The following is a 21,476-nucleotide window of genomic DNA, read 5'->3' as shown; positions in this document are numbered from 1 at the left end:
GGCGAGAACCGTGACGTTGATCGAGTCGAGAGAGACTGCGAGGGACACGGCGAGGGGAACGAGCAGGTTGGCAGCCGCGGAGTGGGAGATAACGTTGGCGATGCCAAGGCCGATCATGCCGAACACGAACAGGAGGAACGTGGGGGAGAAGGTCTCCCACGGGATCGAATCCACGAGCCACACGTCGAGTCCAGCCGCGGAGACGCCGGTGCCGAGAGCAATGCCGCCCGAGACCAGCCAGAGAACCGGCCAGTCCAGCTTCTTGATGTCGGAGCCCTCCATGACCCTGAGAGCCAGGAGAGCCACAACGGGGAAGAAGCCAACAATGTTCGAGGAGATGCCGTGGAGCGGCTCTGTCATCCACAGAAGGATGGTGAGGCCCGCAATGAAGTAGAACAGCTTCGCGTTCCGTGACGTGTCCCAGTTCTTGTCGAGCTCCACCTCCATCCTCCCCTCCTTGGGAAGGAACAGTGCGCACAGAAGGAGCCAGGAGAGGAAGAGGACCACGAGCATGAGCGGGATCGCAATGATCATCCAGTCAACGAAGGACACCTGGATGCCGTGTTCGGCGAGAGCGCCGACGGCAATGGCGTTCGGGGGAGTGCCCACCGGGGTGCCAATGCCACCAACGTTGGCAGCAAGGGGAATAGCCAGGGCAAGCCCCGCCTTCGACTTCTTGCCCTCCGCGGCCGCGATGATCGGCATGATGACAGCGAACATGGTGGCTGTCGTGGCGGTGTTGGACATGAACATGGAGAGCAGGGCCGTGATGATCATGAGGCCCAGGACCGTCGTGCGGATCGAGCCAGCGAACGGCTTGAGCAGAACGGAGGCAATGTTGCGATCGAGGCGGTACTTCTCAGCACCTTCCGCGATCATGAAGCCACCGAGGAAGAGGATGATGACGGGGTTGGCGAGGGCTGCGAAGTAGTCGGCGGGCGGGAGGGCCTCGAAGCCGCCCCCGATCTCGAAGATGGAGCCGCTCGAGATCATGAGGACCTCGAGGAAGATCACGAGAACGGCTGTTGCGACGAGGGGGATCGGTTCGGTAATCCAGAAGACGATGGCGAGTAGGAAGATGGCCAGCATGCGCTCCCCGGCTTCGGGAAGGTTCGGTATGTCGACCAGTAGCGGGAAAAGGAAAGCAAGGATGCCAACAATGAGACCCACCCGCTTCGTGAGGCTCATGGACGATCCGTGCTTGCGGCGTTGGGCAACCGCATCATCATTGATAGGCGTGCTCATAATGCCTTCATTGTAGGAATCGAAAGCTACAGCCAAATGGGACCTACGACTAAATCCACTAGCAAACGAAACCCATGAAAGGTGGACGAGCGCAGGAGATAGCGCGAGGTGAGATCAGGGTGCACGGGAAGATCACAGTGGGTGGGGGAGAGCAACGCCGCGAGGGGGGTGGCGTGAAGGGCCTCCCGGCAAGCACGGGCACGAGGGACATCGGTCGTTTTACGTTACTCACTGTATCGGGAGGGGATCGCCAAGGAGCCGCGCTATGGTTCGAAATGTCTGAATTGAAGTAGGTGGTTGAGGAGCCGAAAGCGGCATTAAAGGCCTTGTCAGGGGTGAAATTGTGGCTCTGAGCCGCGCCGGAGAGGGGTGATAGTTGAGGTTTCGCGGCGCCTACTGGCATACTGGGCATGGCCGCGCTTGTAGGCCTTTGCTACGTGACCCCTTACACAGGCGTGAGGGCTAGACCTGCCCTATTTGACAGTGTACATTTAATATTTGCGCTTACTTGTGTGGGGTGACGTGTATCCTCTGGGGATAGTACGGGAATTTACGCGGTTCCACCCGGCATCAGTGAGTATACGCCTTACCATCTCCAGGGAAGGGATCCCACTTGGCTGTTTTGCCTAATTCGACAGCATCCGCTTCGCGCGACCGCAAGGCTCGCGTATCATTCGCCAAGATCAAGGAGCCAATGCAAGCTCCCGATCTTCTCGGGCTACAGACTGAGAGCTTTAACTGGCTGATCGGTTCGAAGTCTTGGAGGGAGAACGCGGCTCCCGGTGAAAAGTCGGGACTGGAAGAGATCTTTGAGGAAGTCTCTCCGATTGAGAACGCTGCAGGCACGATGAAACTGTCGTTCTCTGAGCCCAGTCTCTTCGAACCGAAGTACACGGTCGACATGTGCAAGGAAAAGGACCTGACCTATTCCGCACCGCTGTACGTGAAGGCCGATTTCTACTACAAGGACACGGGTGAGATTAAGTCTCAGACCACGTTCCTTGGTGATTTCCCACTCATGACCCCGGGCGGTACCTTCATCATCAACGGCACCGAGCGTGTTGTTGTTTCCCAGCTTGTCCGTTCCCCCGGCGTCTACTTCGAGTCCGAGAGAGACAAGACCTCCGACAAGCTGATCTACACGGCGAAGTTCATCCCGTCGCGTGGTGCATGGCTTGAGTTCGAGATCGACAAGCGCGACGCTGTTGGCGTGCGTGTCGACCGCAAGCGCAAGCAGTCCGTCACCCACTTCCTCAAGGCATGGGGCATGACCGAGGAAGAGATCCGCGAAGAATTCGCCGCCTACCCGGTCCTCCTCGACACCCTGGACAAGGACACTGTCCACACCAAGGAAGAGGCACTGACCGACGTCTACCGCAAGCTGCGTCCCGGCGAGCCGCCGACCGCACGCGCCGGTGAGAACCTGCTGTCGAACCTGTACCTGTCGGACAAGCGCTACGACCTTGCAAAGGTCGGTCGCTACAAGATCAACAAGAAGCTTGGTCTCGACACCGACAACAAGACCCGCCAGCTCACCCTGGAAGACATCGTTGGCGCCATCCACTACATCCTCGCCCTCCACGCCGATGAAGCGCAGGCGAGCTGTGGTGGCCCGACCGATGTTCAGATCGAGTTCGACGACATTGACCACTTCGGTAACCGTCGCATTCGCGCCGTTGGTGAGCTCATCCAGAACCAGGTCCGCACCGGCCTGTCCCGCCTGGACCGCATGGTCCGGGAGCGTATGACGACGCAGGAAGCCGCAGCTATCACGCCTTCCTCCCTCATCAACATCCGCCCCATCGTGGCAGCCATCAAGGAGTTCTTCGGAACCTCCCAGCTGTCCCAGTTCATGGATCAGAACAACCCGCTGTCGGGCCTCACCCACAAGCGCCGCCTGTCGGCCCTTGGCCCCGGTGGTCTCGCTCGTGACCGTGCAGGCATGGAAGTTCGAGACGTTCACCCCTCTCACTACGGCCGTATGTGCCCGATTGAGACCCCTGAAGGTCCGAACATTGGTCTGATCGGTTCGCTCGCGACTTTTGCTCGCGTCAACTCCTTCGGGTTCCTCGAGACCCCCTACCGCAAGGTTGAGAACGGTGTCGTGACCGACAAGATCGAGTACCTGACCGCTGATGATGAGGATCGCTTCGTCATTGCTCAGGCAACCGACCGTCTCAACGACGACGGTTCGTTCATGGACGAGGAAGCTCTCTGTCGTGAGGCAGGCGGCGAGCCCGCACTGCTCGCCATCGACACCATTGAATACATTGACGTCTCGGCACGTCAGATGGTGTCCGTTGGTACCGCAATGATTCCGTTCCTCGAGCACGACGACGCCCACCGCGCACTCATGGGTGCCAACATGCAGCGTCAGGCCGTGCCGCTCCTCCGCACGGATGCCCCGCTCGTTGGTACGGGCATGGAGGCACGTGCGGCAGCTGACGCCGGCGAGGTCCTGCAGTCCGATGTTGCTGGCGTTGTTGAGGAGGCCTCGGCCGACCTCATCCGCATCGCAACCGACGACGGCGACTACAGGTCCTACCGCATCACGAAGTTCGAGCGTTCAAACCAGGGCAACTGCTACAACCAGAAGGTTGTTGTCTCCGAAGGCGACCGCGTTGAGGTTGGCACCGTCCTTGCTGATGGCCCCGCCACGGAGGACGGCGAGCTCGCTCTCGGCCGTAACCTTCTCGTCGCATTCATGTCGTGGGAAGGCTACAACTACGAGGACGCGATCATCCTGTCCCAGCGCGTTGTCACCGAGGACCTCCTCACCTCGATTCACATCGAGGAGCACGAGGTTGATGCTCGCGATACGAAGCTCGGACCCGAGGAAATCACTCGCGACATCCCGAACGTTTCCGAAGAGGTTCTGTCGAACCTTGACGAGCGCGGCATCATCCGCATCGGCGCTGAGGTCTCCGCAGGCGACATCCTCGTCGGCAAGATCACCCCGAAGGGTGAGACCGAGCTGACCTCAGAGGAGCGCCTCCTGCGCGCCATCTTCGGCGAGAAGGCGAAGGAAGTGCGCGACACGTCCCTGCGCGTCCCGCACGGCGAGTCCGGCATCGTCATTGGTGTCCGCGAGTTCTCCGCAGACAACGACGATGAGCTGGCAGCAGACGTTCGTCAGACCGTCCGCGTGTACGTTGCGCAGCGCCGCAAGATCACCATTGGTGACAAGATGGCGGGCCGCCACGGTAACAAGGGTGTCATCTCCCGCATTCTCCCCGTTGAGGATATGCCGTTCCTGCCGGACGGTACCCCGGTTGATATCATCCTGAACCCGCTTGGTGTTCCGGGCCGTATGAACCTCGGTCAGGTCTTCGAGCTCCACCTGGGCTGGATCGCAGCCAACGGCTGGGATGCGTCCGAGGCACGCGCCGACGGTGAGGAGTGGGCTCTGCGCCTGCCCGAGTCCGCCGTGACCGGTGCTCCCGGACAGACCGTTGCCACCCCCGTGTTCGACGGTGTGAAACCCGATGAAATCGAGGGTCTGCTTGGCTCGACCCTGCCGAACCGTCATGGTGACGTCATGGTTGGTTCCAACGGTAAGGCAAAGCTGTTTGACGGCCGCTCTGGCGAGCCGTTCCCGGACGAGATCTCGGTCGGTTACATGTACATGCTGAAGCTGCACCACCTGGTGGATGACAAGATTCACGCACGTTCGACGGGCCCGTACTCGATGGTGACCCAGCAGCCCCTCGGTGGTAAGGCCCAGTTCGGTGGTCAGCGCCTCGGTGAGATGGAGGTGTGGGCACTGGAAGCGTACGGTGCTGCGCACACGCTCCAGGAAATGCTGACCATCAAGTCGGACGACACCGTCGGTCGTGTCAACGTCTACGAGGCGATCGTGAAGGGCGACAACATTCCCGAGCCGGGAATCCCCGAGTCCTTCCGCGTCCTCATCCAGGAAATGCGTTCTCTTTGCCTTAACGTCGAAGCGCTCGATGCTAGCGGCAACACAATTAACCTTCAGGACACCGAAGACGACTTCAGGTCGGCAGAGAAGCCCGCGCTCTCTACCGGTCTTGAAGACTTCGGTGCAATGGAATTCTGATCACGGAGCAGAGGCTGGGTCCAGCGCCCACCCAGCCCTCCTCCGCGGCAGGGTGCATAGGAAGAAGTAGGAAACTTGCTCGACGTTAATCTCTTCGATCAGCTCCATATCTCACTCGCAACGAGCCAGGATGTTCACTCCTGGTCGCACGGTGAGGTCAAGAAGCCCGAAACCATCAACTACCGCACGCTGAAGGCCGAGAAGGATGGTCTCTTCTGCGAACGCATTTTCGGCCCCACGAGGGACTGGGAGTGCGCCTGCGGTAAGTACAAGCGTCCCCGTTACAAGGGAATTGAATGTGAACGCTGTGGCGTGGAAGTCACCCGCGCCAAGGTGCGTCGCGAGCGGATGGGTCACATCCAGCTGGCAGCGCCCGTCACCCACATCTGGTACTTCAAGGGTGTTCCCTCACGCCTTGGATACCTGCTCGATATCGCCCCGAAGGACCTCGAGAAGGTGATCTACTTCGCCGCCTACATGGTGACCGATGTCGATACCGAGGGCCGTTCGGAGGCCATGCCGGAACTGCGCGGCGAACTCGACCTGGAGCTCAAGGAAATTGAGAACCAGATGAATGTCGAGATCGAGGAGCGCGCCCAGGAAATGGAGCGCGAACTCGAGGAGGCCGAGGCAGCGAACGCTTCCGCCAAGGAAAAGAAGGCGATCAAGGACACCGCTGAGAAGGACCAGGCCAGCATCCGCAAGTCTGCCGAGTCCGAGCGCAACCGCCTCGAAGAGGTCTGGGACCGCTTCCTCAAGCTCAAGGTCGGCGACCTCGAGGGCGATGAGGATCTGTACCGCGAGATGTACGGCCGCTGGGGCATGTACTTCGACGCCTCCCGTGGCGCCGAAGCTATCCAGGAGCGCCTACGCACCTTCGATCTCGAGGCAGAGGCTGAGCTTCTCCAGGAGGTCATCGCAACCGGCACCGCACAGCGCAAGACTCGCGCACTCAAGCGACTCAAGGTCGTGAACGCGTTCCGCACCACCGGCACCAAGCCGGAATCCATGGTGCTTGACGTGCTCCCCGTGATCCCCCCGGACCTGCGCCCCATGGTGCAGCTCGATGGTGGCCGCTTCGCGACCTCGGATCTCAACGACCTGTACCGCCGCGTCATCAACCGCAACAACCGCCTCAAGCGCATGCTTGACCTCGATGCTCCCGAGATCATGGTGAACAACGAGAAGCGCATGCTCCAGGAATCGGTTGACGCACTGTTCGATAACGGTCGTCGTGGCCGCCCCGTCCAGGGCGCAGGCAACTGTCCCCTCAAGTCCCTGTCCGACATGCTCAAGGGCAAGCAGGGTCGTTTCCGTCAGAACCTCCTCGGTAAGCGCGTCGACTACTCCGGTCGTTCCGTTATCGTTGTGGGCCCGACTCTCAAGCTCCACCAGTGTGGCCTGCCGAAGGCGATGGCTCTCGAGCTGTTCAAGCCCTTCGTTCAGAAGCGTCTCGTTGACCAGCAGGTTGCGAAGAACATCAAGGCTGCCAAGCGCCTCATCGAGCGTCAGCGCTCCGAGGTGTGGGACATCCTCGAAGAGGTCATCACCGACCACCCGGTTCTGCTCAACCGTGCACCAACCCTGCACCGCCTTGGTATTCAGGCCTTCGAGCCGCAGCTTGTTGAGGGTAAGGCCATTCAGCTGCACCCCCTCGTGTGTGCCGCGTTCAACGCCGACTTCGACGGTGACCAGATGGCAGTGCACCTGCCGCTGTCGCCCGAGGCTCAGGCCGAGGCCCGCATCCTCATGCTGTCCGCCAACAACATCCTGAAGCCGTCCGATGGCCGCCCGGTGACAATGCCCTCGCAGGACATGATCATTGGTCTGTTCCACCTGACCTCAGAGATTGTGGCACCCGCCGAGATCCGTTCGTTCGCGTCCGTTGGCGAGGCCATCATGACTCACGACAATGGTGATATTCACCTGAACGAGCCCATCCGCATTCGCTTCCCCGAGCTCGTGCCCCCGCGCGGCCTCGAGCTCGAAGAGGGTTGGGAAGTTGGCGACCCGATCATTCTCGAGACCACCCTTGGTCGTGCGCTCTTCAACGACGCACTCCCGGTCAAGTTCCCGTACGTGAACGAGGTCGTGGATAAGAAGCGTCTCGGCTCGATCGTCAACGAGCTCGCTGAGCGCTACCCGAAGGTAGACGTTGGCGCCTCGCTCGATGCCCTGAAGTCGACCGGTTTCTACTGGGCTGGCCGCTCCGGTGTCTCGATCTCCCTCGCCGATATCGAGGTTCCCGAGTCGAAGGCCGGAATCCTGGAGGCCGCCGAGGTCGAGGCAGCGAAGATCGAGGAGCTCTTCGAGAACGGTATGATCGAGGACGCCGACCGCCGTCGCGACCTGTTCGACCTGTGGACCGAGGTGACCGAGAACGTTGCTGACGAGATGAGGAACAACTTCTCCGAGCGCAACTCGGTCAACCGCATGGTGACCTCCGGTGCTCGTGGTAACTGGACCCAGGTTCGTCAGCTTGCCGGCATGCGTGGCCTCGTGGCTAACCCGAAGGGTGAGATCATTTCCCTGCCGATTAAGTCGAACTACTTCGAAGGCCTCTCGGTTCTCGAGTACTTCTCGGCTACGCACGGTGCCCGTAAGGGTACGGCCGATACTGCTCTCCGTACCGCCGACTCCGGTTACCTGACCCGTCGTCTTGTCGATGTCGCTCAGGATGTCATCATCCGTGAGAACGACTGTGGCACGGCCAAGGGTCTGACGAAACCGATCGCGGCCGTGGATGAGGCTGGCAACCGTCACCTCCACCAGGCAGTCGAGACCTCCGTGTACGCACGCACCCTCGCAGCCGACATGGTTGACGCGGACGGCAACGTCATTGTTGCTGCCGGCGCGGACCTTGGCGACGTCGAGATCGAGAAGCTGTACAACGCTGGGTTCGATGAGGTCACGGTCCGTTCCGTCCTCACCTGTAACTCCCGTTCCGGTGCTTGCGCACTCTGCTACGGACGTTCCCTTGCGACCGGCCTGCTGGTCGACATTGGTGAAGCCATCGGTATTGTGTCCGCACAGTCCATTGGTGAGCCCGGTACCCAGCTGACCATGCGTACCTTCCACACCGGTGGTGTGGCCTCTGCTGACGACATCACGCAGGGTCTGCCCCGTGTTCAGGAGCTCTTCGAGGCGCGTACCCCGAAGGGTGAAGCTCCGATCACGGAGGCTGCCGGTACGGTGTCGATCGAGGATTCCGAGCGCTCTCGCCAGATCGTCATCAAGCGTGACGACGGCGGCGAGGACCTGTCCTACCAGGTGTCCCGTTCCGTCAAGCTCCTGGTCGAGGATGGCGGGCACGTCCAGGTGGGCGAGCAGCTCACCGAGGGTAGCGTCGACCCGAAGAAGGTGCTCCGCATCTCCAACCGTCGCCGCGCACAGCTGTATCTGGTGGAACAGGTCCAGGAGGTGTACCGCTCTCAGGGCGTGGAAATCCACGACAAGCACATCGAGGTCATCGTTCGCCAGATGCTGCGCCGCGTCACCGTCATCGAATCCGGTGATACGAGCCTGCTGCCCGGCGAGCTCGCAGACGTCAAGGACTACGAGCAGGCCAACCGCGAGGCAGTGTCCCGTGGCGGAAAGCCCGCAACCGCACGTCCCGAGCTCATGGGCATCACGAAGGCGTCGCTCGCGACAGACTCGTGGCTGTCCGCAGCCTCCTTCCAGGAGACCACGAAGGTCCTGACCGAGGCCGCGCTCAACTCGAAGCGCGACCCGCTCAACGGCCTCAAGGAGAACGTCATCCTCGGTAAGCTCATCCCGGCCGGCACCGGCCTGGAGAAGCTCCGCAACGCGAAGGCTGAGCCCACGACCGAGGCTCGCCTCGAGTTCGAGAAGATGACCGGCTTCATCCGCCAGGATCTCGACCCGTACGATTCGGGCCTTGATCTCGGTGCCGGCCTGTACGGAACTGGCTACTCCGGTTACGGACCGGCCTTCGGAAACTAACGCGTGACCACGTCAAACTAAGGATTGGCCTGTGTCGAGTACCACCGCTCGAGACAGGCCAATCCTTTGACGTTAACAACGTAATCGCGCTAATCTGATAAACGGTGTTCGTTTCGGCGAACCTGCCTCGCGCGCGGGAGTTGCACCCGTGGGGGAGGGGACGGATCGGCGTTGCTGCGAAAGACCGAACCGTCACGCACTCGCAGAAGCGAGTCCATACACCAATTAAGAATGAGCAGGAGATAGAGTGCCCACTATTCAGCAGCTGATCCGCAAGGGTCGGTCTTCGAAGCCAGGCGCCTCCAAGACGCCGGCGCTCCAGGGTAGCCCGCAGCGTCGTGGGGTGTGCACCCGCGTATACACCACTACCCCCAAGAAGCCGAACTCGGCCCTTCGTAAGGTCGCCCGCGTGCGCCTTTCGACCGGCATTGAGGTTTCCGCATACATCCCCGGTGAGGGTCACAACCTCCAGGAGCACTCGATTGTGCTCGTGCGTGGCGGACGTGTGAAGGACCTCCCGGGTGTTCGCTACAAGATCATTCGCGGTTCGCTTGACACCCAGGGTGTGAAGAACCGCAAGCAGGCACGTTCTCGCTACGGCGCTAAGAAGGAGAAGAAGTAATGCCACGTAAAGGCCCCGCTCCGAAGCGTCCAGTTATCGCTGATCCCGTTTACGGCCAGGAGCTCGTGACCCAGCTGGTCAACCGAGTCCTCCGTGACGGAAAGAAGTCAACCGCACAGTCGATCGTGTACGGCGCACTCACCGGTGTTGCCGAGAAGTCCGGCCAGGACGCAGTCGAGGTCCTCAAGCGCGCCATGGACAACATCAAGCCTTCGCTTGAGGTTCGTTCCCGCCGCGTTGGTGGTGCGACCTACCAGGTTCCGGTCGAGGTGAAGGCTAACCGCTCCACCACGCTCGCACTGCGTTGGCTCGTTGACTACTCCAGGCAACGTCGTGAGAACTCGATGACCGAGCGTCTCATGAACGAAATTCTCGATGCATCCAACGGCCTCGGTGCCGCTGTGAAGCGTCGTGAAGACACCCACCGTATGGCAGAGTCCAACAAGGCCTTTGCTCACTACCGCTGGTAAGCGGTCGTCCGAGTACCTCGAACCGAAGAGAGCTAATAGTGGCACAGGAAGTGCTTTCCGACCTGACCAAGGTCCGCAATATCGGCATCATGGCCCACATCGATGCTGGCAAGACGACGACAACCGAGCGAATCCTTTTCTACACCGGTATCAACTACAAGATCGGTGAGACGCACGACGGCGCATCCACAACCGACTGGATGGAAGACGAGAAGAACCGTGGTATCACGATTACTTCCGCTGCTGTGACCGCGTTCTGGAAGAAGCATCAGATCAACGTCATCGATACCCCCGGACACGTTGACTTCACCGTTGAGGTGGAGCGTTCGCTCCGCGTCCTCGACGGCGCTGTCGCAGTCTTTGACGGCAAGGAGGGCGTTGAGCCCCAGTCGGAGACCGTGTGGCGTCAGGCGGACAAGTACAACGTTCCCCGCATCTGCTTCGTCAACAAGATGGACAAGCTCGGAGCTAGCTTCGACTTCACCGTCTCCACGATCAAGGACCGCCTCGGCGCAACTCCTCTCATCGTGACCCTCCCGATCGGTTCCGAGAACGACCTCGCTGGCGTTGTCGACATCGTTCGCGAGGTCGCGTACCGCTTCCCCGCGGAGCAGGATGGTGAGAAGACCTACGGCACCGTCGTTGTCGAGGAAGAGATTCCTGCCGACATGCTCGACCGTGTTGCTGAGGTCCGCAACGAGCTCCTCGAGGCCGTTGCAGAGTCCGATGAGGAACTGCTCGACAAGTACCTCGGTGGCGAAGATCTGACGATCGACGAGATCAAGGCAGCGATCCGCAAGCTCACCATCGCAGGTGAGGCATACCCCGTGTTCTGTGGCTCCGCCTACAAGAACATTGGCGTTCAGCCGATGCTTGACGGTGTCGTTGACTACCTGCCCTCCCCGCTTGACGTGCCGGCCGTTGAAGGCCACGCAGTCAACAACGAGGAAGAGATCCTGGTTCGTCACGCATCCGAAGAGGAGCCCTTCTCGGCTCTCGCCTTCAAGATTGCTGTCCACCCCTTCTTCGGCAAGCTCACCTACATTCGCGTGTACTCGGGCAAGCTCGAGGCGGGCACCCAGGTGCAGAACTCGACCAAGGGTCACAAGGAACGCATCTCGCGTATCTTCCAGATGCACTCCAACAAGGAGAACCCGGTTGATGTTGCCCACGCTGGCCACATCTACGCCGTGATCGGTCTGAAGAACACGACGACGGGTGACACCCTGTCCGATTCGCAGAACCAGATCATCCTCGAGTCGATGACATTCCCGGAGCCCGTTATTCACGTGGCTATCGAGCCGAAGTCGAAGGGTGACCAGGAGAAGCTCGGCACCGCCATTCAGCGTCTCGCTGAAGAGGACCCGACCTTCACCGTTCGCCTCGACGAGGAGACCGGCCAGACCGTTATCGGCGGTATGGGCGAGCTCCACCTCGACATCCTCGTGACCCGCATGCGCCGCGAGTTCAAGGTTGACGCAAACGTGGGTGCTCCCATGGTTGCCTACCGCGAGACGATCCGTCGCAAGGTCGACAAGGTCGACTACACCCACAAGAAGCAGACCGGTGGTTCCGGCCAGTTCGCGAAGGTCCAGGTGTCCTTCGAGCCGCTGGAGCCAACGGAAGACGGCGAGATGTACGAGTTCGTGGATGCCGTGACCGGAGGTCGCGTTCCCCGCGAGTACATTCCGTCCGTTGATCAGGGCATCCAGGCTGCCATGGAGAACGGTGTCCTCGCCGGCTACCCGATGGTTGGCGTCAAGGCCACCCTCCTCGATGGTGCCTACCACGATGTTGACTCTTCGGAAATGGCATTCAAGATCGCCGGTCAAGGCGTGTTCCGCGAAGGCATCAAGCAGGCGGACCCCGTTCTCCTCGAGCCGATCATGGACGTCGAGGTACGTACCCCAGAAGAGTACATGGGCGATGTGATTGGCGATCTTAACTCTCGCCGTGGCATGATTCAGTCCATGGAGGACGCGACCGGTATTAAGATCGTCCGCGCCCAAGTTCCGCTGTCCGAAATGTTCGGATACGTTGGCGACCTTCGTTCCAAGACGCAGGGTCGTGCAGTGTACACGATGCAGTTCGCGACTTACGCGGAAGTTCCGAGGAATGTCTCCGAGGAAATCATCAAGAAGACCCGGGGCGAGTGAGCCTAGGTCATTTGTAAGCAAAATAACCGACTAGTAGATCGCTCAGCCCCAAGGATGCTCCTGTATCCTGAAGCAGAGAAACTACCCGAGTCCTACAGGAGGACAAGTGGCCAAGGCCAAGTACGACAAGTCCAAGCCGCATATGAACATCGGCACCATCGGTCACGTCGATCACGGTAAGACGACGACGACCGCTGCCATCACCAAGGTTCTTGCGGATAAGTACCCCGACCTGAACGAGTTCACCCCGTTCGACCAGGTCGACAACGCTCCCGAGGAGCGCCAGCGTGGTATCACCATCAACGTTTCCCACGTTGAGTACCAGACCGAGAAGCGTCACTACGCACACGTTGACGCCCCCGGCCACGCTGACTACATCAAGAACATGATCACCGGTGCTGCTCAGATGGACGGCGCGATTCTCGTTGTCGCCGCCACCGACGGCCCGATGGCTCAGACCCGTGAGCACGTTCTTCTCGCCCGCCAGGTTGGCGTTCCGCAGCTCATCGTTGCGCTGAACAAGTCCGACATGGTTGACGACGAGGAGATTCTCGAGCTCGTCGAGATGGAGGTCCGTGACCTTCTCTCCTCGCAGGGCTTCGACGGTGACGACGCTCCGGTCGTTCAGATCTCCGCTCTCAAGGCACTCGAGGGCGACGCCAAGTGGGTTGCCTCCATCGAGGAGCTCATGGACCAGGTCGACAACTACTTCGAGGATCCGGTTCGTGACCTTGACAAGCCGTTCCTCATGCCGATTGAGGACGTCTTCACCATCACCGGTCGTGGCACCGTTGTCACCGGCCGTGTTGAGCGTGGCGTTCTTCAGATCAACTCCGATGTCGAGATCCTCGGCATCAAGGAGAAGGCAATGACCACCACCGTTACCGGTATCGAGATGTTCCACAAGCAGATGGATCACGCCGATGCAGGTGAGAACTGTGGTCTCCTCATCCGCGGCATCAAGCGTGAAGAGGTTGAGCGCGGCCAGGTTGTTTGCAAGCCCGGTTCGATCACCCCGCACACCAAGTTCGAAGCTCAGACCTACGTGCTCAAGAAGGAAGAGGGCGGCCGTCACAACCCGTTCTTCTCCAACTACCGCCCGCAGTTCTACTTCCGTACCACGGACGTGACCGGCGTCATCACCCTCCCCGAGGGCACCGAGATGGTCATGCCCGGCGACAACACTGAGATGACCGTTGAGCTCATCCAGCCCATCGCCATGGAAGAGGGCCTCGGCTTCGCTATCCGCGAGGGTGGCCACACCGTTGGTTCAGGTCGAGTCACCAAGATCCTCGCCTGATTCTAGGCTGATCTAAAGATCTCTTGACGTATGCCCCGGCAGTGCCGGGGCATACGTGTATCTACCATGCTAGAAGCGGTCGAGCGATGAGGCTCGAACGACAGGTATATTGCCAAGTGCCAAACTGGCCCACACCAGAATCGTGACGTGGGTGCCCGTGTGGGTGGCGATATTGATACCAATAATTGCTGTGATGGGCATGATGCCGAGCGCGATCGTGCGCACCGCCACGCCCACCAACCTAGTTGCTCCCTTGGTACAGAGCGAGGCAGGACCTCAGTGCCCGCGGCGGAAGAATCCGAGACAGGGAAGATCCACAAGTGCGACTGAAGCGTGTGCCAGAGTATCTCCGGTCCGGGGAGGATAGTGCGGTAGGCGGCGAGGAGCACCGCAGGTGGTGTGGGAGCGGCACGCAGGCGGCACATCAGCTGGGCGAACATCGGAGAATCCCTTGGAAAGTCGGGGCAATCAGCCTGGGAGCGCTTTCACGGCAGTCTCGCCTGACCTTTCTGGGACAGCACGCTGGCGTGCTCGCTCCCCAGCACGGCCTCAGCTAGGCTGAAGGTATGAGCCTCCACGACGTTTTCCGCGCCTGCGGACTCGAAACCAAGCCAGCTGCCGTCCTCTGGGATATGGACGGAACGATCACCGATACGGAATCGCAGTGGGTTGCGCAGTCCCGACTTGTCATTGAGGAGCGAGGCGGCTCCTGGACAGACGAGGACGAACTAGCCCTCCACGGGTCCTCGACCGAAACCCACGCTAATCATCTGCACTCCATGCTCGTCCGCGACGGTGGGGACGTAGCCGAACCCATGGTCCTCTTCGAAGAAGTCGCGGGGCACATGGCTGAGCACGTGTACTCGAATCCGGACATCATGCCCGGCGCGTTGGAGCTCCTCAACGCCTTTGCCGAGGCTGAAATCCCGCAGGCACTTGTCACTGCCACGCCGATCGAGCTCGTTGGTCCCGCCATTGAGAGCTTGCCCAAGCAGTACTTCGCGGCACGCGTGACGGGAGATGAGCCGCTCCCAGCGAAGCCGGATCCCGCTCCATACGCCACCGCGATGCAACGCCTCGGAGTGGAGCCCGCGCAGTGCCTCGCCTTTGAGGACTCGATCCCTGGACAAACCGCAGCATCGGGTGCGGGCGCTACGGTTGTCAACGTCATGAAGCTGGAACTTAAGGGACTCGCCGCGCTGCTCTAAGTGGCGCGCACATTCCCCGCCGAAAACTGTGTAGTTTTGCCGGAGATTGGTGTCTCCGCCGCGGCGCTGACCGTGTTCGTCTTGTCTCGATACCAATGTTGTCGCGATGTCCTGATGATCGTCGTGCACCATCACACGTCGGTTATCAGCTATCGGTCGTCAGCCATCAGTGATCTGCTATCTGTGATTAGTCATCGGTCAACGGCTATCAATCATCAGTCAAAAGCTGAGAGTCTATCCGTCGTCGGTGGTGGTCAGTGCCCAGTTGCGAGCGTCGGTGCTGAAGGGCGGGATCCAGAACTGAGTTGTTAGATGAGAACAGGGGGTGGAGTGCATTGCTCTCCACCCCCTTAAGCACTCGCGCCACGGCCCTAGGCCACAATTAGGGCCGTGTGTTCACTCCACGCGCGAGCGCTGTCTATGAGCGGCCGGTTCCCTTGAGGCCCTGTGAGTTCTTCAATCGATTGATGTCACTCGTGTGGGCGGTCAGTGTTCCGAGCCACTGGGCTCCTTCGACCGTTGTGGTCTGGGTTTCCCGATCGATCAGTGCCTTGAGGAGGCGGACTGAGGGTCCGTGGTTGCCTGCGATCTGATCGGCGAGCTGGCGGGCAACGGTCAGTGCCTCGCCTTCCTCGGTGACCTCACTGACGAGGCCGGCCTCCCGTGCACGCTCCGCATCGTAGAAGCGGCCCGTGAGAAGCAGGTCGGCTGCAACCTTTGTAGGAACGCGGGATGCGATGAGGGTGCCTCCGCCACCGGTGATGCCGATGCGGGCTTCGGGATAGCCGAACTGGGCTCCCTTGCCGGCCACGACAATGTCGGTTGACTGGCTGAGCACAAATCCCGCACCCACTGTGTATCCCTCAACGGCGGAGATCAGGGGCTTACTGAGCTTGACTGTGAAGTTCGGGTACGCGCGTGAATCGTCCCGTGGCGGATTGGTGAAGTCCGCTCCCGCGCAGAACGCCTTCGTGCCCTCGCCGTAGACAATGCCAACCTCGTAGGGGCCGGCTTCGAGAAGCTCGTAGGCGGCACCAAGAGCGTCAACTGTTTCCTGGATGAGGGAGTTGCGCTTCCCGGGACGGTTGATCTTGATCTCGAGAACGGGTCCGCGTTCCGTGACAACGAGAGTGTCGGTACCGGTTTCGATCGTCATGTCAGCCAACCTTCTGTTCGTTCGGGATGTTTGCCTTGAGGGAGGAGAGGACTTCCTCCGTGTCCGCACCCAGTTGCGGGGGAGCGGGGGCGGTGTCGGGACGGTCCTGTCCGATGAATCGGTAGGGGCGATTGAACACGTAGTACGGGTCCCGACCATCCTCGAGCACCTGAGCAAGCTGACCGCTCTCATGAAGGAGTCCGCGATCGTAGATGTCCTGGTAGCTGGAGACCTGGCCGTGGGCGATGCGGATGGAGTCGAATGCCCGACCGGTTTCTTCGACGGTCCAACCCTTGCTTTCAAGAGCGTCCTGGATCCGCTGCCACAGTTCGTCTTGGTTCGTCAGGCGATCCTGGTTTGTCAGATAGAGGGGATCGGTGATGAGCTCCGGAACACCGAGCACGTTGCACAGAGCCTCCCAGTGGCTGGGAAGGTAGGCCGAGAAAATGATGTACCCATCCTTGACCTGGTGGATCTCGGCGGCGGGAGCCACGGCGGGTTCGCGGTTGCCGATGCGGCCCGGGTTTTCACCGCTTTGAAGGAAGAGTCCCCAGTAGTAGGTCTGCGCGTGGAGGCCGCCCTCGAAGAGACTGGTCTCGACCTCGCTGCCCTCGCCGGTGCGGAGCTGCTTGATGACGGCGGCGAGGATGCCCTGCAGGAGGGAGTCACCGGTCGCGGTATCGACAGGGTTGTAGGGGAGCTTGAGCGGACCGGTCTCCTCGGTGCCGTTCACCCAGATCATGCCGGTCTCGGCCTGACCGATCCCATCAAACCCCTTGTCGTTCGCGCGAGACGTGTTCGACGGGAAGCCGCGCACTGATCCGTAGATGAGGGCGGGGTTCTTCTCACGCAGCTGCTTAGCACCGAGTCCGTGACGTTCCATGGAGTTGGCGGAGATGTTGTGGATGACAATGTTGGCGCTGAGTGCAAGCTCCTGCGCGGTCCTCTCATCCTCGGGGTCGTTCAGATCGAGAACAACGGACTTCTTGCCGTGGTTGTAGGTCTCGAAAATGCTGGAGGCAACGCTGCCTGACTGGGGTCGGGTAGGGTCACCCTTGGGGTTCTCAACCTTGATGACTTCAGCTCCCAGGTCGGCGAGAGCCTGTCCCACGGAAGGTGCTGCGATGAAGTGCGAGAACTCCACCACCCGCCATCCACTCAGGGGTTTGTCAAAGTGTGCCATGGCTTATCGTCCTTCCTAGCCGACGTGGCGTTCGGGTTCGGGTACTTCTTTCAAACGGCTCTTCTCGAGCGAGCGTCCAAGGAACTGCTTGGTGCGGTTCATTCTCGGGTTGTGGATGACGTCGTAGGCGGGTCCCTGCTCGACGATCTGTCCCTCGTCCATGAAGATCACGCGGTCAGCGACGTCCGCCGCGAACGACATCTCGTGGGTAACGATCAGCATTGTCGTGTGCTCGGAGGCAAGCTGGCGAATAACGGACAGGACCTCACCAACGAGCTCCGGGTCGAGTGCGGAGGTTGGTTCATCCAGCAGGATCGCGGCCGGGTTGATGGCAAGTGCGCGCGCGATGGAGACGCGCTGGGACTGGCCACCCGACAGTGTCACGGGGTACTGGGCTTCCGTTTCGGCGGTGATGCCGACGCGGCGCAGGAGATCCTGTGCGATGATCCGCGCCTCGTCCTTCTTGGCGACGCCGCGGAGCACGATCGGATCCTGCACGTTGCGTAGCGCGGTCCTGTTGCGGAACAGGTTGTAGTGCTGGAACACCATCGCGGTCTTGGAACGCAGCGATGCAATGTCCTTACGGTGGGTCTTGCTTCCGAGAGTCACCTGGGATTCATCGATGGTGATGGTTCCGTAGTCGGGGGTCTCCAGCAGGTTGAGGCAGCGCAGCAGAGTGGACTTGCCGGACCCGGAGGGGCCGACGATGGCGACGACCTCGCCACGGTTCACTTCGAGGTTGATTCCCTTGAGGACCTCGTTGGAACCAAAGCTCTTATGAAGGTTTTCTACTCGTATCATTTTCTTACCTCACGTAGGGCCGACTCATGCGGGCCTCGAGGACTCGGACAAGCTGTTCGAATAGGAAGATGATCGCCCAGTACATGAGGCCAACCATCAGGTAGGTTTCCAGGTAGCGCAGGTTGCCGGCCGCCACCATCTGAGCGCTTGCAAACATGTCGGTGATGCCGAGGGTGAAGACAATGGATGTCTCCTTGATGAGGCCGATGAACACGTTTGCGGTGCCGGGGATGGCATTGTAGGCGGCCTGGGGAACGATGTAGTTCGAGTAAATTTGCTTCGCGGTGAGGCCGAGACTGAGTCCGGCCTCCCGCTGCCCGCCATCGACCGAGATCAGTGCGGCTCGGAAGATCTCCGCAAGATAGGAGGCTTCCTTCAGTCCCAGACCAACGACTGCGGCAAACATGGCCGACATGTTGCTCATTCCGGGAATGAGCTGCGGCAGGCCGAAGTAGAGGAGGAACAGCATGACGAGGCCGGGGACGCCACGGAAGAACGAGATGTAGAGAATCGCGAGTTCGTTCAGTACCGGGTATTTGACGAATCGAATGATCGCGAGGATCAGCCCGACCAGCACCGAAAGGAGCATCGCGAAAACGGCGATCAGCAGAGTCGTTGGCACGTACTCCAGTAGCCTCGGGAAGGCCGTGATCATGTACTCGGGACTAAAACCCATCAGTTGTCACCACCGGGGTACAGCACCGCGGTCGGATCCGGGTCGGTGTTGTCTTCGCCCGGAACCATCAGGTCATCACCAAAGTACTTCTCGGACAGCTCAGCAAGTGTGCCATCCTCTTCCATTTCTGCGAGCGATGCGGAGATGTCCTCGGCAAGCTGGCGGCCGCGCTCGGTATCGGCGAACGGAAAGCGGGTCTGCTCGTGGGTGAGCAGATCGGTCACGACCTTCATCTCCATGTCCTGCTTGGCGATTGCCGCATTGATTGCCGCAATCGGACCCGCGTAGCCGTCAACGCGACCGAGCAGCGTGTCCTGCTGGGCCTGTGCTGGACCGTCGTAAGGGCGAACCGAAGCACCGTTGCCGGTTTCTTCAATCCATGCCTGGACTGCGGCTTCGTTGGTGGAGCCGGCGCCGGTACCGATGGTCTTGCCGGCAAGGTCCTCCTCGGTCTGGATGTCGTCGTTGCTGGCCTCGGCCGCAATAACAACACCACCGAATGCGTAGGCGCGAGTGAACACGTAGGTCTCGCCGCGGTCTTCCGTCCAGGTGAGGTTCGTGCCGGTCGTGTCAATGCGACCAGCGGTCACGGCACCCATAAGGCCGGGGAAGTCCATGGTCTGGAACTCGACGTCGTAACCGGCGCGTTCAGCAGCAATGGTGATGACCTCGGTGTCGAATCCGACCAGATCGCTACCATCCATGTAGGAGTGGGGGAAGCTCGTGCCGGTGCCGCCAACCTTGATGGTGCCCTTGCTGCCGTCAGCGCCGTCGGTGTCGGCATCGCCCGAACCGCAGGCGGCCAGAGCAAGCATGAGGGCAGCGCCAGCTGCGACGGTACGGGAGAATTTGGTGAGTGAACGGACCATTCCGGTCTCCTTTTGAGTGTGTTTGTGCCCCGGCCCGGGGATAATCGCGCACTTGACGTACACGTATCCCAGGTAGATTTGAGCGTTAAGGGTGTAAAGGTGCCATGAAAAGGCGGAGGTGAATGGTGCGCACATGTGGCTGGCGCATAACCATCTCAGCTAGGTGTTAAAGCAACCTAGCGTCAGCTGACCGACGAGGTCCCAGTGCTGAATTTAGCGACAACAACAGCAACACACCATGCCAGCACAGAGTGCCGCCATGGTGCGTGCGAAGTTCGATGACTTGATCGTCGTTGTCATGATGAGAACTGTAATGAAGAAATCAACTTCTTCAAACGTGTCTCAAATCAAAGGCCAGCTGAAGATGGAGAATAATGTCCGAAATCCTCGACTACCACTATGCATATTCACGCACGTTATTGCTTGATAATTCAATGTTTTAGGCCCTTAAACTGTCCGTGAAAGAACTGGTCAAATGGTGGCAGAGTGAATTGGGGCACAGTGGGGTGAAAATGTGAGAACAATTCCCATGAGACGGTTGTTTCGCCGAAAGAGAGTGGTCGCACCCTCCGGTTAGGACAGTTGTTCGCAGGTTTTGCGCCGCCCATGTCAACGGCCCGGGTGGTTGGGTTGAGCCCTGGTGGCGGGATGGGTCGGTGGAGCAATCGAGCGCTGATAGTGGGGTCGATCGGGAAACTGTTCGGTCACGGCAATCGGATAGGCGACACGAATCGGTCAAGCGCCGGGGCGATCAGCGGGTCAAGGAGTTTCGCTCCCAGTACAAATACCTTCAGTGACTGTGTGCTGGCTGTTAGCCTGGCCACGTGAACGAAGTAGATTTTGATTCAGTCCGTATTGGTTTTGGAACGTCACCCCTCAAGGGCGAGGATGCAGCCTCGGCTGTCACGGCCGCCATCGAGGCGGGCTACACGCTCATCGACACCGCGACCCGCTACGAGAACGAGGAAGCCGTCGGTCAGGGTATTCGCGACAGCGGAATTGCTCGCGAGGACGTCATCATTCAGACGAAGCTGCGCGGCGACGATCACGGAAACGTGCGCGGTGCCCTCGAGCAGAGCCTGACGAAGCTCGGGATTGACTACGTCGATGTGTGGATGATCCATTGGCCCCTCCCGATGCTCGGTCTGTACGCGGAGGCGTACGAGGAGATGGCGAAGCTCAAGGAAGAAGGACTCGTCCGCACCCTGGGTGTCTCGAACTTCCTTCCCGAGCACCTCGACGAAGTCTATTCACGCACAGGCCTCGTGCCCGCGGTCAACCAGATCCAGATCGATCCCGGCATCCACCGCGTCGACCTCCGTGAGGAACTCAAGCGCCGCGGCATCGCCATCGAAGCGTGGTCGCCCCTCTCGAAGGGTGGCGAACTGCTTGATGCCGAGCCGATCCAGGCCGCCGCCAAGGCGCACGACATTACCGCCAGCCAGGCTGTTCTCGCGTGGCACAGCGCCATCGGCACCATCCCGATCGTTCGCTCCACGAACGACGAACGCCGCAAGCAGAACCTTGAGGCCGTGACCATTGCGCTGACCGATGACGAAGTCACCGCTATCAGCGCGCTCCCGCAGCGCGAACTCGGCGAATGGGATCCGAGGACGCACGACGAGCGGTAGGTCATGTCGCTCGTTTCTGTGCAATCGATAGGTAATTCTCGGTTCTAGGTGCCAGGCTCGAAGAGCTGAGGAGATCGCCCGCGGGTGGAAGTGGTTCATGACTGCTTCCACCCTTCGCTTTGTCGACTGTGGG

The 21,476-nt window shown here is 60.3% G+C and carries 15 protein-coding genes; 8 read left to right on the top strand and 7 right to left on the bottom strand.

What is annotated here, in order from left to right:
- Positions 1–1,245: SLC13 family permease (locus QMB98_RS05660; protein ID WP_371684709.1), on the bottom strand; the 1,245-nt coding region annotated here is incomplete at its 3' end.
- Positions 1,246–1,867: 622 nt separating this feature from the next.
- Here QMB98_RS05660 and rpoB point away from each other — a divergent pair.
- The 6 genes from rpoB (at position 1,868) to tuf (ending at position 13,819) form a co-directional block, all read left to right on the top strand.
- Positions 1,868–5,308, top strand: a complete 3,441-nt coding sequence (gene rpoB, locus QMB98_RS05655; protein ID WP_371684759.1) for a DNA-directed RNA polymerase subunit beta — start codon at positions 1,868–1,870, stop codon at positions 5,306–5,308.
- 75 nt (positions 5,309–5,383) lie between these two features.
- On the top strand, positions 5,384–9,271 hold the full coding sequence (locus tag QMB98_RS05650; protein WP_371684708.1) for a DNA-directed RNA polymerase subunit beta': 3,888 nt from the start codon (positions 5,384–5,386) through the stop codon (positions 9,269–9,271).
- A gap of 247 nt (positions 9,272–9,518) precedes the next feature.
- Positions 9,519–9,893, top strand: coding sequence for a 30S ribosomal protein S12 (gene rpsL, locus QMB98_RS05645; RefSeq protein WP_371684707.1), 375 nt, complete (start codon positions 9,519–9,521; stop codon positions 9,891–9,893).
- Positions 9,893–10,363, top strand: a complete 471-nt coding sequence (gene rpsG / locus QMB98_RS05640; protein WP_371684706.1) for a 30S ribosomal protein S7 — start codon at positions 9,893–9,895, stop codon at positions 10,361–10,363. The genes rpsL and rpsG overlap by 1 nt, the downstream gene beginning before the upstream one ends.
- A gap of 38 nt (positions 10,364–10,401) precedes the next feature.
- Positions 10,402–12,519, top strand: coding sequence for an elongation factor G (fusA, locus tag QMB98_RS05635; RefSeq protein ID WP_371684705.1), 2,118 nt, complete (start codon positions 10,402–10,404; stop codon positions 12,517–12,519).
- Between the two features lie 106 nt (positions 12,520–12,625).
- Positions 12,626–13,819 (top strand): elongation factor Tu, encoded by a 1,194-nt coding sequence (gene tuf, locus QMB98_RS05630; RefSeq protein ID WP_371684704.1) that lies wholly within the window; start codon positions 12,626–12,628, stop codon positions 13,817–13,819.
- A 69-nt stretch (positions 13,820–13,888) separates the two neighbouring features.
- Here tuf and QMB98_RS05625 read toward each other — a convergent pair whose 3' ends face one another.
- Positions 13,889–14,050: a hypothetical protein gene (locus tag QMB98_RS05625; RefSeq protein ID WP_371684703.1), complete on the bottom strand. Its 162-nt coding sequence runs from the start codon at positions 14,048–14,050 to the stop codon at positions 13,889–13,891.
- A 335-nt stretch (positions 14,051–14,385) separates the two neighbouring features.
- Here QMB98_RS05625 and QMB98_RS05620 point away from each other — a divergent pair, with 335 nt between their 5' ends.
- On the top strand, positions 14,386–15,027 hold the full coding sequence (locus tag QMB98_RS05620) for an HAD family hydrolase (protein ID WP_371684702.1): 642 nt from the start codon (positions 14,386–14,388) through the stop codon (positions 15,025–15,027).
- A gap of 418 nt (positions 15,028–15,445) precedes the next feature.
- Here the strand turns inward: QMB98_RS05620 and QMB98_RS05615 are convergent, their stop codons facing one another.
- Genes QMB98_RS05615 through QMB98_RS05595 form a run of 5 tightly spaced genes read right to left on the bottom strand, consistent with a single transcriptional unit; the run spans position 15,446 to position 19,712 of the window.
- A complete protein-coding gene (locus QMB98_RS05615; protein WP_371684701.1) occupies positions 15,446–16,183 on the bottom strand; it encodes an enoyl-CoA hydratase/isomerase family protein in 738 nt (245 codons plus the stop codon).
- 1 nt (position 16,184) lies between these two features.
- Positions 16,185–17,366, bottom strand: coding sequence for a CaiB/BaiF CoA transferase family protein (locus tag QMB98_RS05610; protein WP_371684700.1), 1,182 nt, complete (start codon positions 17,364–17,366; stop codon positions 16,185–16,187).
- Positions 17,367–17,381: 15 nt separating this feature from the next.
- Complete coding sequence (locus QMB98_RS05605; RefSeq protein WP_371684699.1) at positions 17,382–18,167, bottom strand: amino acid ABC transporter ATP-binding protein; 786 nt, start codon at positions 18,165–18,167, stop codon at positions 17,382–17,384.
- A 4-nt stretch (positions 18,168–18,171) separates the two neighbouring features.
- Positions 18,172–18,843 carry an amino acid ABC transporter permease gene (locus tag QMB98_RS05600; protein ID WP_371684698.1) on the bottom strand — a complete coding sequence of 224 codons (672 nt, stop codon included), beginning with the start codon at positions 18,841–18,843 and terminating at the stop codon, positions 18,172–18,174.
- Positions 18,843–19,712, bottom strand: coding sequence for a transporter substrate-binding domain-containing protein (locus tag QMB98_RS05595; RefSeq protein WP_371684697.1), 870 nt, complete (start codon positions 19,710–19,712; stop codon positions 18,843–18,845). The genes QMB98_RS05600 and QMB98_RS05595 overlap by 1 nt, the downstream gene beginning before the upstream one ends.
- Positions 19,713–20,536: 824 nt before the next feature.
- On the opposite strand from QMB98_RS05595, the gene QMB98_RS05590 reads away from it, so the two are divergent.
- Positions 20,537–21,343, top strand: coding sequence for an aldo/keto reductase (locus tag QMB98_RS05590; protein ID WP_371684696.1), 807 nt, complete (start codon positions 20,537–20,539; stop codon positions 21,341–21,343).
- Positions 21,344–21,476: the final 133 nt, after the last annotated feature.

This window comes from Flaviflexus sp., assembly GCF_041440645.1.
Lineage (GTDB): Bacteria > Actinomycetota > Actinomycetes > Actinomycetales > Actinomycetaceae > Flaviflexus.
Note: the sequence above shows the minus strand (reverse complement) of the source record. Positions and strands in the feature narration are given on the sequence as shown.

Coding starts and splice junctions, on each gene's coding strand:
- rpsG (WP_371684706.1), top strand. CDS start 9,893: ATGCCACGTAAAGGCCCCGCTCCGAAGCGTCCAGTTATCGCTGATCCC.
- QMB98_RS05620 (WP_371684702.1), top strand. CDS start 14,386: ATGAGCCTCCACGACGTTTTCCGCGCCTGCGGACTCGAAACCAAGCCA.
- QMB98_RS05615 (WP_371684701.1), bottom strand. CDS start 16,183: ATGACGATCGAAACCGGTACCGACACTCTCGTTGTCACGGAACGCGGA.
- QMB98_RS05610 (WP_371684700.1), bottom strand. CDS start 17,366: ATGGCACACTTTGACAAACCCCTGAGTGGATGGCGGGTGGTGGAGTTC.
- QMB98_RS05605 (WP_371684699.1), bottom strand. CDS start 18,167: ATGATACGAGTAGAAAACCTTCATAAGAGCTTTGGTTCCAACGAGGTC.
- QMB98_RS05600 (WP_371684698.1), bottom strand. CDS start 18,843: ATGGGTTTTAGTCCCGAGTACATGATCACGGCCTTCCCGAGGCTACTG.
- QMB98_RS05595 (WP_371684697.1), bottom strand. CDS start 19,712: ATGGTCCGTTCACTCACCAAATTCTCCCGTACCGTCGCAGCTGGCGCT.